Origin of the sequence: Legionella hackeliae, assembly GCF_000953655.1 — a bacterium.
GTDB lineage: Bacteria > Pseudomonadota > Gammaproteobacteria > Legionellales > Legionellaceae > Tatlockia > Tatlockia hackeliae.
Genome location: NZ_LN681225.1, coordinates 2,004,591 through 2,019,032, shown reverse-complemented (window position 1 = coordinate 2,019,032; position 14,442 = coordinate 2,004,591). Strand labels below are relative to the sequence as shown.

Genomic DNA, 14,442 nt, shown 5'->3' with positions numbered 1-14,442 from the left:
CGAATCAAACCCATTTATTCAATCCGAGTTGCGCAAAATAATGATAGAGTGTTATCACTTTAGACGTGAATGGCCGTTATTTTGGTGGTAGCACTTGTCTATCAAGGTAAATAGTAATCCCTCTTAATTGATTGATTAGTTCAACATAGCGTTAATTACGCACTAATGATAACATCAGAAGCTTTTAATAACATTGAGAGGTTGCTCATGGGGAAAGCTTTACTCCTGATTTGTGCATCCATGCTACTAAGTGCTTGTACAGTTGAGGATGAGAATTATTACCGCAGAAACCCACAGGTTCTACAACAAGCTCTAAAAAATTGCCCGGATAAAAAGCCTTCACACATAAGTTGTGAGCAATTAGCTACCTTAGCAGCGAGTGTTAACGAGTTAGCTTATCAGCTGCAAATGAATCCTCAGGGATTTGGTAAAAAAATATTAGCATTGCAAGAAACACTCGCCAAACAACGACTTGAATTAGAGAATAATCCAAATCAACCCGAGCTTAAGAGTTTAGTCGAAAAAAACAAACAAGATTTAACCCAGCGCTTGGCAATTGTTAGATGGCTAGAATCTCCTGAGAGTTAAGTATGAGAATTTTGGTAAGTAATGATGATGGTGTTAATGCTCCAGGAATACGTGCTTTAGCGAACGAAATGTCTCACATCAGTGAAACGGTGGTTATTGCACCAGACAGGAATCGTAGTGGTGCAAGTAACTCATTAACTTTGAGTAGACCTCTTCGAGTCAGGCAAATGGATAATGGCTACTATAGTGTCGAGGGTACTCCTACTGACTGTGTGCATCTTGCTTTAACAGGATTTTTAAAGCCTAGTGTTGATATTGTTGTTTCAGGAATTAATGATGGCGCCAATTTAGGCGATGATATTCTTTATTCAGGGACTGTTGCTGCAGCCATAGAAGGTCGCTTCCTGGGGTTACCAGCCATTGCTTTTTCCATGGTTGGGGATAACATTCAAAATTACGACACAGCTGCAGCGATTGCTCGTCATTTGGTGATGAGCTTAAAAGCAAATATGTTGCCATCTCAAACCATTCTCAATGTAAATATTCCTGACTTACCTTTAGATAAGATAAGAGGGATGGAGGTGACACGCTTAGGAACACGCCATGGTGCTGAGCCTGTCATTAAAGAGTATGATCCGCGTGGCCGCCCAATATACTGGATTGGTCCTCCAGGAATGGAGGCTGACGCCGGACCTGGAACAGATTTCTATGCAATTAGTCAGCAGTATGTATCAATTACACCCTTACAACTTGATCTGACGCACTATAAAGTTTTCGATCAACTTTCATCATGGGTAGAAAAAATTAATCTGGAATTATGAGCCTCTCAAAGCAGAGGCTTTGATGACTGGTATGCATGGAACTGTAGGAGTCCAATGTATGTTGTGTAGCTATTTCGACAAGGCAAATATGTGCAGACTATGTGTATTACTGTTGCTTTTATTGCTCGGTGGCTGTGAGTCAAGAACGACTTTAGCGCCCGTTGAGGAATTAAAATGGCGCCCCATGCGTGGTCAGCAAGCTGCTTATGTAGTGAGGCGTGGTGATACTTTATATTCTATAGCATTCCGGTATGACACTGATTTTAGAGCGCTTGCAGCTTACAACAAACTACCTAGTCCTTATACATTAAGAGTCGGACAAGTATTGCGTATTGGTGCTGCTCCTGCTCCCACTCATTCTTTTTCTTCAAGACCTGCCGTAGTAAGAAAATCATCATATGTGACAAAAAGAACTACAATTAGAAGAGAATCTCCAAAAATTGCCCCTCGAAGCAGGTGGACTCCATTAATTGCAAATCAGAATTGGGTTTGGCCGGTGAATGGCCGTGTAGCCACTGGGTTTGTTCCGCAGCAAGGTAAAAAGGGCATAGATATTGCTGGTAAAAAAGGAGAGAAGATAAGAGCTGCTTCGGGTGGAGTAGTCGCTTACTCTGGAAGTGGCCTGTCAGGCTACGGAAATCTGATTATCATTAAACATAATAATCAGTTTCTGACAGCATATGGTAATAATTTGCGTAATTTAGTAACAGAAGGACAAAAAGTTAAAGCCGGACAAGTTATTGCCGAAATGGGTGTTATTGATAGACGGTTTTGGGGTGTGCATTTTGAAATCAGAAGGGCAGGTAAGCCAGTAAACCCTTTAAGTTATTTGAGGGGTTAAAAACTGACTAATGTTGCCAAAGAAGTCATTAAAAGGGTGTTTTTTCTTAAACGGATATAAACACATAGGTGATATGATGCAACCAGAAGATGAATCAATAAAAGCTGATCAAGTCCCAGAAGAAGGTTGGGAAGAGTCTCCTGAACAGGATGAGGAGACTTTGATAAGCGATGATGAGCTCGCCACTCTTGAAGAAGATGAAGAGCTGCCTGATTTTAGTGACGAAGAGGCATTTCCCAGCTTTCAGCGTGGCAGACAAGCTGCAAAAATAATGGATGCTACACAGATCTATTTAAGCGAAATAGGTTTCTCACCATTACTGTCTGCGGAGGAAGAGGTTTATTATGCTAAGCGTGCTCTGAAAGGGGACGCGGCTTCACGTAAAAAAATGATTGAGTCCAACTTGCGTTTGGTCGTTAAGATAGCACGTCGTTACCTCAACCGCGGGTTGCCATTATTGGATTTAATCGAGGAAGGAAATTTGGGCTTGATGAAATCTGTTGAGAAATTTGATCCAGACAGAGGTTTCCGTTTTTCTACCTATGCTACCTGGTGGATAAGGCAGACAATAGAGCGCGCTATTATGAATCAGACAAGAACGATTCGCTTGCCGATTCATGTCGTTAAAGAGCTTAATGTGTATCTTAGAGCTGCTCGCCAATTAACACAAAAACTCGATCATGAGCCTTCAGCAGAAGAAATAGCAGAAATGGTGGATAAACCGCTGGAAGATGTTGAAAAATTGCTGGGGTTAAATGATAAAGTCGCTTCAGTAGATACACCCATTGGTTATGATGAAAATAAGTCATTACTGGATACTATCGCTGATGAAAACAGTATGAACCCGGCAGAATTATTGACCGATGAGAATTTACGTACGCATATTGAATCACTTCTCGATAAATTGACAGAAAATCAACAGCAGGTTATTGCTCGTCGCTTTGGATTGCGTGGATTTGAAAAAGCGACGCTAGAAGATGTTGGTAAAGAAATTAATTTAACACGCGAACGTGTGAGACAAATTCAAGTTGAAGCATTAAAAACCTTACGATCATTGCTCGAGCGTGTTGGTTTAACTCAGGAAGATCTGTTTTAAAACTTCTTATTGCCGGATTAAGCATAATGTCATAATCCGGCTGTCATTAAATTATTCCAGGCCGTCATCGTAGGTTTAACAATAGAGTAATTCAGCACAAAGGCTGGATTACTCCATGACTCTTGGTTGCATGTAAATTGCCCACTCGCTTGAGGGATAGTGGATTGATCTGGAGTAGTTATCCGGAAAGGAGTTAGGAGGAGTAACTTCCCTGAGGGTGTTTGTGAGTTAAAAGCTCAGCTGAGGAACTTATTGTTAGGATAGATTATTTTCTCGCTGTCTTCTCTCCCTACGTGCCTCGGCTTGTCCGAGGCATCCAGAAGATATTCAAATTAAACTTCAACTTCGAAAATTGCTAATGGAGTGAGTCACGAAAAAATTTGCACCTGATTGAGTGTCCTTCTGGATACCTCGGACAAGCCGAGGTACGTAGAGAGGAGGTGCCTCTAAGGTACGTAGAGAGGAGGTGCCTCTAAGGTACGTAGAAGAAATGCTCAGCTGAGGGCTTGGGATCAATAGCTCAGCTGAGGGACGGATTATTCTTCGCTTTCTGAATCAGAATCTTCCTCACCGTCCTCTTCTTCATTAGAGTCTTTCGTTTGATTAGATGCTTTGTCAGACTCTTTTGGTGTAGATGCATTAGTATCTGCAGGTGTTTTGTTGTCTTGTACGTTTGCAGAACAAGTAGCAGCAATGTTTTTAATTTCATCACTATATTGTTTGTCTGTCATGTCGTCGGCGGTTTTTAACAATGCTGCGAGCTTAGGCTTGGCGCAACTACAATAACTCTCGGCCGCTTGCTTATCTTTATCACCCATTTGAGGGAATACTAAAGAAAATCTATCTTGACAATATTCATTAACATCACTGTCCGTGGCCTTTTCCAAACCAACCTCATTTTCAAGAGAATCCATCGTGTCTTGTAAAAGTGTTTGTGACATACAAAGTTGCATCGTCTTATTAATAGCCTCTTGCGTATCTAGAGGTTGTTGAGCTGCACATTCGCAATATTTCTCACCAAAATTTTTATAATCAATTTTATCTTTTATATCATCGATTCGCTTCATCCAGGAACCTACACAACTCGATTGAAAGCTGGTCTGGGATGTATCAGTGGATGCAGGGACATCACCAGATGTTGCATTGCCGAACAACGGTATACCTAAAAGAATGGCGGCTAGAATAGATTTAGTAAAAATAAAATTCATCGAGTTCCTCCTTGAAAATAAAAAGATTTTTTTGCGACATCGATTATGTGATTTAATCTAGGATTTATTAAAATTGCAAGGTAAATGTTGCCAACAATCCGAATAGTTTTCCTCTCTAGTCGAATGGGACAAAGCTTGCTCACTTACTAGCCAGGGATTTTTGGCTTCAAACATAAATGCCATAGTATCTTGGTAGCGGGTGGGTTTTAGTTCTTCATCAAGAACATTTTGATAGGTATCAGCGTCCGGTCCATGTGCAGACATACAGTTATGAATACTAACTCCACCGGGTAAAAATCCTTCTTTTTTAGCATCATATTCACCTGTAATAAGTCCCATCATTTCACTCATGATATTACGGTGAAAATAGGGGGGCCTAAAGGTGTGTTCCGCCACCATCCAGCGTGGAGGAAAAATAACAAAATCCAGATTGGCTACCCCAGGAGTATCACTTTCTGATGTTAAGACAGTAAAAATTGATGGGTCTGGATGATCAAAACTTACGGTATTGATGGTATTGAATAGTCCTAAATCATAACTATAGGGCGCATAGTTTCCATGCCAGGCAACGACGTTTAAAGGTGAATGATTTGATTTTGCTACCCAAAGTTTTTGTTGATATTTGCAGAATAGCTGAACCTCATCTTGAATCGTTTCAAAGCTGGCTTTGGGGTATAAAAAATGTCGTGGATTGGCTAATCCATTTGAACCAATTGGCCCTAGTTGGGGTAGAACAAAAGGACTTCCCATATTTTCACAGATATAGCCGGCTGCAAAATTTGAACCAGGGTCTGCTCTGAATGTGACACCACGTGGGATAACAGCTATTTTACCAGGGACAATTGTTAATTGACCAAACTCAGTGTGTATAGCCAGTTCACCGGCATAAGGAACTAATAACATTTCGCCATCGCTGTTACTAAAATAACGTTTTTCCATAGCTTGATTGCATTGATAAATAAATGCATTCATTGTGGTGTTTCCAGCGATATAAAATAAGCCATCAATAAAATCTTTTGCAACAGACAGCGCAGGTAGAGGAGCCCAACGCATGGGATTGGGGGGCTGCATGTGTGCATAATTGATTACGAACGATTTTTCGTAAGGTTTGTAATCGGCATGGACCACCGAAGGAAGAGTACGATATAACCAACTGCGTAAATTGCTGTGTCTTGGTCGCGTGAAAGCACTCCCGCTCAATTGTTCTGCATAAAGACCAAATGCACATTGCTGTGGAGAGTTTTGATCCTGAGGCAGGGCACCTGGAATAGCTTCTGTTTGATGGTAATTACCGAATCCTGCTAAATACACCATTGTCTCCCTTCAAAAATAAACGCACTAGAATAGCTTGAAAAAGTAAAAAATGTCGAGCTTGTTTAAGCATCAGTTCTTTTTAAGAATAAGACGATGTATACTTAATTATTTGTTGTATTAATTGGACGCATAGTTCCCATATTGCTCTTATAGGAGTCTATGAAGATTAAGTTCGTTATTGAGGTGTAGTCATGGCAGGACATAGTAAATGGGCTAATATCAAATTCCGTAAAGGTGCTCAAGATGCCAAACGTGGTAAAATTTTCACAAAACTGATTCGAGAAATAACTGTTTCAGCAAGAATGGGTGGAGCAGAGGAGTCATCAAATCCTCGGTTACGTGATGCAGTTAGTAAAGCTTTAAAAGCGAATATGAAGCGCGACACGATTGATAATGCTATTAAGCGTGGGGCAGGTGGTCTTGATGGCGCGAACATGATAGAAATGCGCTATGAAGGATATGGTCCTGGCGGAGTTGCTATTCTCGTTGACTGTTTATCCGATAATAAAAATCGGACAGTCTCTGATGTAAGACATGCTTTTACAAAACATGGTGGAAATTTAGGTACAGATGGTTCCGTATCTTATCTATTTACCAAACAGGGTGAAATTCTTCTTGCCGCGGGACAATCGGAAGAAAGCGCTATGGAGGCAGCCATAGAAGCTGGGGCAGAAGATGTTGTGGTTGAGGATAATCAAATCGAAATTATTACTGCCGACGATAATTATCATACCGTTTTAGCGGCTATCCAAGGCGCTGGTTATGAAGTGGAGCAATCCCACTTGACCATGCGCGCGCAAACGACTGTTGCTTTGGATAAAGAGACTGCTGAAAGTTTAATGAAGCTGATTGATATGTTGGAAGACTTGGATGATGTTCAGGAAGTTCATAGTAATGCTGAACTCCCTGAGACTCTATTTGAAACTGCCTAATGAGTATCATCCTAGGCATTGACCCCGGTTCTCGTGTGACAGGCTATGGGGTCATTAAGGAAGAAGGACGCAACATTCGATATATTGATAGTGGCTGCATCCGCACATCAGATGGGGAATTAAGTCAGCGACTTTTGCAAATTTTTGATGGTATCTGCCAACTGATGGATGACTATAATCCTGATGAGGTTGCAATTGAACAAGTCTTCATGCATCAAAACCCTAGTTCCGCTCTGAAATTAGGCCATGCGCGAGGGGTGGCCATGGTTGCTGCGGCGTCACATCGCAAAAGGATTAGTGAGTATTCGCCTCGTGAAATTAAGCAATCTGTAGTAGGTTATGGTGCTGCTCAAAAGGAGCAGGTGAAGCATATGGTGGTCAAATTACTGATGCTAAATAGTGCGCCCCAAAGTGATGCTGCTGATGCTTTAGCGATTGCAATCTGCCATAGTCATATGCGTCATAATTTATCACTTATCCAGCGTTCACAGAACTTGAGGAGACGGGCACGATGATTGGTTGGTTGAATGGACAAATTGTAGATAAACATCAACCCGGAAAATTGGTAGTTGATGTCAATGGTGTCGGATATGATGTGGAAACGTCATTACACACTTTTTTCCAGTTGGAAACTCAACCCGGTACAATAGGATTGCATATTCATACCGTCGTTCGCGAAGATGCCTTACAGCTGTTTGGTTTTTTAGACAAACAGGAAAGAACTTTATTCAGGGCATTAATTAAAGTAAATGGAATTGGACCAAAAATAGCAATAGCAATCTTATCCAGCATTACACCCCACGAATTTATCCGATGTATTGAGGAACAAAATGCCCCTCTTTTAACAAAACTTCCAGGCATAGGTAAAAAAACTGCTGAACGTTTATTAATTGAAATGCGGGATAGCATTAAGCAATTTTCTTCACAAGTAGATGTAAATTATTCTCTACAACAGCCCTTGCTAAAACAAGAACAAAGCGAAGCTATCAGTGCTCTGGAAGCTTTGGGATATAAACAGCAAGAGGCAGTCAAAGTTGTCAAAAAAATTGATGATGGAAATAAAAGTTGCGAACAACTGATTCGCCAGGCATTACAGTTATTGGCTAGTAGATAGTAGTCTGGTTCTCGCAATCACGAGAAATTTACTCGCAATGGCCGAGGAATCATGTTTGCAATGAGAGAAGTAGGGTGGGTCATTTAACCCAACAAATCTAACTGTTAACTCCCTCCAAATCATATTCAAGTCATTATCACTGTGCATGATTAATAATTACTAAAATCAGCGAGTGCGAATTGGCTTCGGGGGCAAACCACCCCACCTACCATTAGCATGACGCGATTAACTGGACGGTTGTACTTCTTTAGTAGGAAAATAAACGCGTACAATAAGTCCAGTGCCTTCGCTAGGGGATGCGAGTTCAACTCGGCCATTATGAAGATCGGTGATTTGTCGAACAATCGCCAACCCCAAGCCGCTACCAGGACTCTTATTACCTAAAACACGGAAAAACCGTTCAAATACCCGGCCCTGAAGCTCATCAGGTATACCTGGGCCATTATCACGGACCTCGAGGATCAATTCTTTATTTTGGGCATATACACGCACAGAAACTTTGCCGTTTTCTTTGCAATAACGAATGGCATTATCTACCAAATTACGGATTAAAATGCTTAACGCTGTCGGGTTACCAGCAAACAAAGGTAAATGTTCATCGTGTTCGAATTCCAGTTCGATTTGCTTCTCTACGGCACTAGGAGCCAACATGGCAAGAACTTCACGGGTGATTTTAACAAGATTGACTTCATCAATGTCATTAATGTTGGCGGCCTCAGGAACAAGCTTGCTCATAGTAAGCAATTGCTGAACGATGTGAGTGCTGCGATTTACACTGGCAATAAGCTTTTGCAAAGCCTGATTTTTCTCGTCAATGTTATTGGTATTCAGTGCAACCTGAGCTTGTGCTTTTAAGGCTGCAAGGGGTGTTCTTAATTCATGGGCGGCATCTGCAGCGAAGCGTTTTTCGCGTTCAAAACCTTCTTTTAGGCGATAAAAAAGTTTATTTAATTCATCAATAACAGGTTTAATTTCCTCTGGTACTTCTTGTAAATCCACAGGTTCGAGATGTGTTGGCGCCCGGTTTGCTACCTCTTGTGCCACACGGTCAAGACTATCTAAACCTCGACCAATGATAATCCAGATTAGCAAGCCTGACAGAGGGAATGTTAATAACATAATGTAGAGGTCATCTTGGGCAATACGATGGCCTAATTCATTACGAGTATCATAACGCTCAGCCAAGACTGTGCGCACTCCAGCTTGTTCATTGTAGGTTGTAAACACCCGCCATTTTTGATTAGATACTATTTTATCGCTGAAGCCATCAATTTCGGCAGTCAGTGGAATTTTAGGCGCTGTAGGAGAATGAAGTAATAGTTTCCCTCCGTTTGTCCATACCTGGAAATTAAATTTATCAAGGTAGCTTTTAGGCGGTAGATCATTTAAAAAGCGTCTTTGATAATAGTTATCAATTTTTTGTGGGATAATTTCAAGAGCATCCTGAATTTTTCCTAGAGGACGTTGATGCAAATCGTCTCCCAACAATGCTTGATAGGAAAGGGCTGAGATAGCCATTAAAGTATCAAGATGCTCTTGGATATCTTTTTGGTCTAGATAGTAATTACCTATCGCAGTTAAGGTTGTTGTGATTGTTATTGCTAATAATAAATTGATTAGCAAAAACTTGCGTATAGACGATTTCACAATACTTAATTACTCTCATTTTTTTCTGCCATATATCCTACGCCGCGAATTGTGCGGATAAAATTGGCATTGAGTTTTTTGCGTAGGTTATGGATGTGTACTTCAAGAGCATTGGAGTCCACATCTTCATCCCAGCCGTAAATACTTTGCATAAGCTGCTCTCGTGACAAGACTTGGCCACTGTTTTCGAGCAGTTTTTGTAGCAATGCAAACTCTCTACGCGGCACATTAACCATGACACCATCCACATAGACAGAGTGGGCTGCTGGATCAAGAGTAACGTTACGATATTGTAAGACGGCATCGGCACGTCCTGAAGAACGTCTAACGAGTGCGCGAACTCGGGCACTCAACTCATTTAAATCAAAGGGTTTGGTAAGATAATCGTCAGCACCACTATCCAAACCTTTTACTCGATCCTCCACAGATTCACGAGCGGTAAGAATGATAACAGGCGTCGCGTTTCCATCGTGGCGGATTGCTTGCAGGAAACCTAAACCTGAAAGTTTGGGTAAACCTAGATCAAGAATAATTAATTCAAAAGATTCTGATTTTACTGCAGCACGTGCTGCTTCCCCGTCTTTTAGCCAATCAACAACGTATCCGAACTGTGTGAGACCTGCTTTGACTGCATCACCAAGTAACTCATCATCTTCAACCAGTAGCAATCGCATTCTTGCTCCTATTTAGGTTATTCCCTAGCGGGAATCACTAGAGGGTTGTTGTTCAACATCTTTTTCAATTAAATGTCTGGTTAAGTAAATTGCCTGAAGAAAGACAAATAGCAATGTAAAACCAGCCCCACCAAATAACTTAAAATTAACCCAAATGTCGGTACTATAATAGTACGCTACATAAAGATTAACACTACCCATTAAAACAAAAAATAAGGCCCATGCATAATTTAAACGATACCAGATTTTTAATGGTAAATTTATATTCCCTTCCATCATTTTTTGAATAAGGGGTTTATTGCTGACAATAGGGGAAAGAAGAAACACTAAGGACGTTAGCCAATAAATACCAGTAGGTTTCCATTTAATGAACCAGGGATTATGAAAAAATAACGTTGCTCCCCCTAAAACAAAGATGATTGCCAGACTTATCAAATGAATTTTTTCATAGCGTTGATGCTTGAGTCTGTGGAAGATAACCTGGAATAACGATGCAGCCATAGCTACTGCGGTGGCATTGTAAATGCCAAATAATTTATAACTAATAAAAAAAAGTAAAATTGGAAAAAAATCAAAGAGTAGTTTCATAGTAGCTATTGAAATTTAATACTTAGTTAAGTATATCACACGATTTCAAACTCTCTCACGCAAGACAACATAAATTTGCATGGTTTTTGCTTACACACGAGGGCTTTTAACCTATTACCAATTGTTGACCTGGATGAAGTAGCTTTTTATTGAGCCCAGGGTTTAATTTGGCCAGCGTAGATACCTTTGTATTATTTCGTTTGGCAATACTACTTAAGTTATCCCCTGCTTTAACAATATAAACCCCATACTTGACTGTGCGTTTCCATATTGTTAATTGTTGTCCAGGTTTTAACGGTTGTGTGTTATTGATTTGATTCCATTTTCTTATTTCTGCAGTGGATACGTTGTATTTCTTTTCCAGCATTGAATAGGTTTCATTACGTTGTACAATATGCAGAACTTTATAGCTTTGTGTGGTTGCTGGCTGGTCCTTAACTGCAAGCATAGTCGGTTTGGGAAGTGCTGCAACAGGCGCATTTTTTGTACTTGGTATTAGTACATATTGGCCACTACGCAGTTTGTCGGATTTTAATTGATTAAGCTCTCTTAATAATTTTACAGTGGTGAAATTTCGACGTGCAATAGAATTCAAATCATCACCAGGACGCACTTGATAACGACTCCAGCTGACTCTTTTTTCTTCCGGAACACTTGCAAGATTACGATTAAATTTTTCAACCTTATTGGCCGGGATAAGTAGTTTGAATGGTTTGTAGGGTGCAGTTGCCCAACGATTAAAGCCTGGGTTTAATTTAATAAGATCTTTATATGAAATACCGGCAAGTTTCGCGGCATGATTTAAATCAATTTGACTGCCAATATTAACTTCTTCAAAGTAAGGAACATGAGGTATCTCTGGCAGGGTAATTCTATAACGCTGCGGGTATTTAATAATTTCAGCGAGTGCTAGAAGTCTTGGAACATATGCGCGAGTTTCTGCGGGCAAGGGTAAAGACCAAAAGCTGATGTTTCTTGATTGTCCACTGTTTTTAATCGCTCGAGAAACAGTTCCTTCGCCAGAGTCATAAGCGGCAATCGCCAGAATCCAGTTTCCATGAAAGTATTTATTTAGATAGGTTAAATAATTCAGTGCAGCATCAGTCGACGGGCGGATACTGCGACGACCATCAAACCACCAATCCTGTTTTAAGCCTAAATTATTCCCTGTACCAGGCATTAGTTGCCATAGACCTGCGGCTCCAGCGCCAGAATAGGCAAAAGGGTCATAAGCACTTTCAATCATGGGTAATAGGGCAATTTCACCCGGTATATGTCTTTTCTTGATTTCGGTAACTATGTGGTAAATATAGGGCTCGGAACGAGCTAATTTATTTAAATAGCTAGGATGCGAGACTAGCCAACGAAGCTGAGTTTGCACTTCTGGTTGCGTAGTTTCGTGATTTAAGCTGAATTGGCTGCGCAAGACGTCCCAGACTGTTTGAGTAGCCTGTGCAACATTTAAAAATACGGAAGAGATTGATAATAAAAGGATTAAAATAAATATTCTTGGTCTAAACTTCAATCTGTCAGCCTATTACCAATTAAAAGGCTGACCAGTGTACTAAATAAAATCCAAGCAATAAACCCTTTTTGTATTTCTTATGGTCTAAAAGATTTAAATTAGATCGTTTTGTTAAGAGAAATTGTTTTTATCCGCTCTCAATTGTTTAAAAATTATAAAAGGGTCACGACTGTTATTCGCTCTTTGATGTGCATAATCTGTAAAATTTTGAGTGTCAGTTCGTAAAAAAGGGTTAATTTTTTTCTCTAATCCAATTGTTGATGGTAATGAGCAACGATCATTTTTACGAAGTTCATCACTATAATCTTTTACGGCAAGGTTACTGGGCTCTACAAGGTTTGCAAAACGAAGGTTTTGTCTCGTGTATTCATGCGCACAAAATACTTTTGTCTCCTCCGGCAATGCTCTTATTTTTTGCAGCGAGGAAAATAACTCTTCAATTGTTCCATCAAAAACACGACCACAACCTGCCGAAAAAAGCGTATCGCCACAAAATAGCCATTGATAAGTGGGTTCAAAAAGACTGATATGTGTTGAGGTATGGCCAGGAGTACCTAAAATTTTAAAATTATAGGGTGTTAACGATAAGACGGTATCTGGTTTAAGTGTATGGGTGACAAAAGGAATACGAGGGTCCTCGGGACCATAAACAGGAATGTCAGGATAGATTTGGGTTAAGTCCAACACTCCTCCAATATGATCATGATGATGATGCGTTAAAAGAATGGCCTGAAGTTGTAGAGACTGGCTGGTTAAAAAATTAATAACCGGTTGGGCATCACCTGGATCTACACAGAGTGCTGCTGCCTTCCTCTCATCAATAATCATCCATATATAATTATCATTAAAGGCAGCAACGGGTTGTACTTTCATTTTAACTCCTTGTACGACTTAGAAATCTTTTACGGATTATAGGAACTTCCTTCTGAGGAGGGAATGACTTTAGGAATGCTTTTACTTCGTTTAAATTTTTCACGCCAAAATTTTAGAGGCGAAAAAAACGCATCTCTATTCGACATTGTGTTGGTTAATGGTAATTCCGACTTGGTCGTTGGCGGGAGTACAGGTTTATTTTCTTTAAGTTCTTCTACCAAGTTATCTTGAGTTGAACAGGTTGGAATCTGACAGGGTAGATCGTCGGGCAGCACTTCAGTCTCGTTTTTAGAATGGCCTTTTAACTGGGCGCCATTGCCTATAAATAAAACGCTTCCATACCCAAAAGTAAAATAGAGCGAGATGGATTGCAATTTAGCAGAATTTGAAAAAACAGGCTGTGGTTGTGGTTTTTCAGTAGAACGTTTTTGCCAATTATACGTTCTTGCATCGGATAAAACGATTTGTGATTCTTGTGTTACGGAGGCCTTGGTCACTGCCAGACCATCGGGATACTCTAATAAAACATCAGGAATTGCTTTAAGCAATAAAGCATCGGGATTTTGAGAAACCAAGAAATCTCTTATTGGCGAACTGTTACTGGGAAGTATCAATGCAAAATTAATTTCATATTGGGCATAAATAAAACTGCGTTCAATGTTGTCGAGTAAGAATTTAATCTCATGAACACTATCTTCTACTGTGTCACCCAGTTGTTTGCGCTCTACACTTAAAACTTCTCCTCCCAAAGTCTGAGTAATTCGTAAGAGAATATCGGGGCAAACCTTATATTGATTGTCAGGATATTTGCTCCCTTGCTCTTCATGATATTGATGAGAATCAAAACCACCAGAGTGGCCTGTTGGAGCTAAGATAAAATCATCGTTTTCATTGTAGTAATTTAGATTTTCAACTTCACCGAACTCATCTCTTCCAAATCCTACTGCCGTCGTGCAAGAGGGGAATAGCAAGAAAACATGAGTGACATCTGCCCCGCAATACGGGTAATAGACAGACGACACTGAATTAGAATTGATTTGAGCACTAATTTTCCTTAATTCTGTGCAACGTGTATCCATTGAATTGGCTGAGTTAAATTTTGAAACGCGAAGACGTTTTAGTAATTCTGTCTTATTGTAGTCAGTGATTTGTGGGATTTCATGCGTTAATACTTGATCATTATCATTCTCTGTGATTAGTTGCGACGCAAGAAAGGTTAGTGAGCCGTCATATTTCATTATAATAAAACCTTGTCGAATAAAAATTGTTCTAATCCTATTC

15 protein-coding genes are annotated in these 14,442 nt (G+C 40.1%); 7 read left to right on the top strand and 8 right to left on the bottom strand.

What is annotated here, in order from left to right:
• The first annotated feature begins 165 nt into the window (after positions 1 to 165).
• From LHA_RS09005 to rpoS, 4 genes are all read left to right on the top strand, one after another.
• On the top strand, positions 166 to 588 hold the full coding sequence (locus tag LHA_RS09005) for a hypothetical protein (RefSeq protein WP_231861892.1): 423 nt from the start codon (positions 166 to 168) through the stop codon (positions 586 to 588).
• 2 nt (positions 589 to 590) lie between these two features.
• Complete coding sequence (gene surE, locus LHA_RS09000; RefSeq protein WP_045106249.1) at positions 591 to 1,349, top strand: 5'/3'-nucleotidase SurE; 759 nt, start codon at positions 591 to 593, stop codon at positions 1,347 to 1,349.
• Positions 1,350 to 1,407: 58 nt separating this feature from the next.
• Positions 1,408 to 2,190: a peptidoglycan DD-metalloendopeptidase family protein gene (locus tag LHA_RS08995; RefSeq protein WP_045106248.1), complete on the top strand. Its 783-nt coding sequence runs from the start codon at positions 1,408 to 1,410 to the stop codon at positions 2,188 to 2,190.
• A 76-nt stretch (positions 2,191 to 2,266) separates the two neighbouring features.
• Positions 2,267 to 3,286 (top strand): RNA polymerase sigma factor RpoS, encoded by a 1,020-nt coding sequence (rpoS, locus tag LHA_RS08990; RefSeq protein ID WP_045106247.1) that lies wholly within the window; start codon positions 2,267 to 2,269, stop codon positions 3,284 to 3,286.
• Positions 3,287 to 3,822: 536 nt separating this feature from the next.
• Here the strand turns inward: rpoS and LHA_RS08985 are convergent.
• On the bottom strand, positions 3,823 to 4,494 hold the full coding sequence (locus LHA_RS08985; RefSeq protein ID WP_065238340.1) for a hypothetical protein: 672 nt from the start codon (positions 4,492 to 4,494) through the stop codon (positions 3,823 to 3,825).
• Positions 4,495 to 4,551: 57 nt separating this feature from the next.
• Positions 4,552 to 5,805, bottom strand: coding sequence for a homogentisate 1,2-dioxygenase (gene hmgA / locus LHA_RS08980; RefSeq protein WP_045106246.1), 1,254 nt, complete (start codon positions 5,803 to 5,805; stop codon positions 4,552 to 4,554).
• Between the two features lie 194 nt (positions 5,806 to 5,999).
• Between hmgA and LHA_RS08975 the strand changes: the two genes are divergently transcribed.
• From LHA_RS08975 to ruvA, 3 genes are read left to right on the top strand one after another with little or no spacing between them, the layout of a single operon-like run.
• The gene (locus LHA_RS08975) at positions 6,000 to 6,740 is read left to right on the top strand and encodes a YebC/PmpR family DNA-binding transcriptional regulator (protein ID WP_045106245.1); all 741 of its coding nucleotides are present in this window, start codon (positions 6,000 to 6,002) and stop codon (positions 6,738 to 6,740) included.
• Complete coding sequence (gene ruvC / locus LHA_RS08970) at positions 6,740 to 7,255, top strand: crossover junction endodeoxyribonuclease RuvC (protein WP_045106244.1); 516 nt, start codon at positions 6,740 to 6,742, stop codon at positions 7,253 to 7,255. Before LHA_RS08975 ends, ruvC begins: the two co-directional genes overlap by 1 nt.
• Positions 7,252 to 7,854 carry a Holliday junction branch migration protein RuvA gene (ruvA, locus tag LHA_RS08965; RefSeq protein WP_045106243.1) on the top strand — a complete coding sequence of 201 codons (603 nt, stop codon included), beginning with the start codon at positions 7,252 to 7,254 and terminating at the stop codon, positions 7,852 to 7,854. Before ruvC ends, ruvA begins: the two co-directional genes overlap by 4 nt.
• 225 nt (positions 7,855 to 8,079) lie before the next feature.
• On the opposite strand, the gene LHA_RS08960 is transcribed toward ruvA, so the two are convergent.
• The 6 genes from LHA_RS08960 to LHA_RS08935 all read right to left on the bottom strand — a co-directional run bounded on the left by LHA_RS08960 (position 8,080) and on the right by LHA_RS08935 (position 14,399).
• Positions 8,080 to 9,501 carry an ATP-binding protein gene (locus LHA_RS08960; RefSeq protein ID WP_045106242.1) on the bottom strand — a complete coding sequence of 474 codons (1,422 nt, stop codon included), beginning with the start codon at positions 9,499 to 9,501 and terminating at the stop codon, positions 8,080 to 8,082.
• 5 nt (positions 9,502 to 9,506) lie between these two features.
• On the bottom strand, positions 9,507 to 10,175 hold the full coding sequence (locus tag LHA_RS08955) for a response regulator (RefSeq protein WP_045106241.1): 669 nt from the start codon (positions 10,173 to 10,175) through the stop codon (positions 9,507 to 9,509).
• 24 nt (positions 10,176 to 10,199) lie between these two features.
• Complete coding sequence (locus tag LHA_RS08950) at positions 10,200 to 10,763, bottom strand: septation protein A (protein ID WP_045106240.1); 564 nt, start codon at positions 10,761 to 10,763, stop codon at positions 10,200 to 10,202.
• 106 nt (positions 10,764 to 10,869) lie between these two features.
• Positions 10,870 to 12,288 (bottom strand): lytic transglycosylase, encoded by a 1,419-nt coding sequence (locus LHA_RS08945; RefSeq protein ID WP_052673654.1) that lies wholly within the window; start codon positions 12,286 to 12,288, stop codon positions 10,870 to 10,872.
• Positions 12,289 to 12,399: 111 nt separating this feature from the next.
• A complete protein-coding gene (gene gloB, locus LHA_RS08940; protein WP_045106239.1) occupies positions 12,400 to 13,161 on the bottom strand; it encodes a hydroxyacylglutathione hydrolase in 762 nt (253 codons plus the stop codon).
• A gap of 29 nt (positions 13,162 to 13,190) precedes the next feature.
• On the bottom strand, positions 13,191 to 14,399 hold the full coding sequence (locus tag LHA_RS08935; protein WP_045106238.1) for a hypothetical protein: 1,209 nt from the start codon (positions 14,397 to 14,399) through the stop codon (positions 13,191 to 13,193).
• Positions 14,400 to 14,442: the final 43 nt, after the last annotated feature.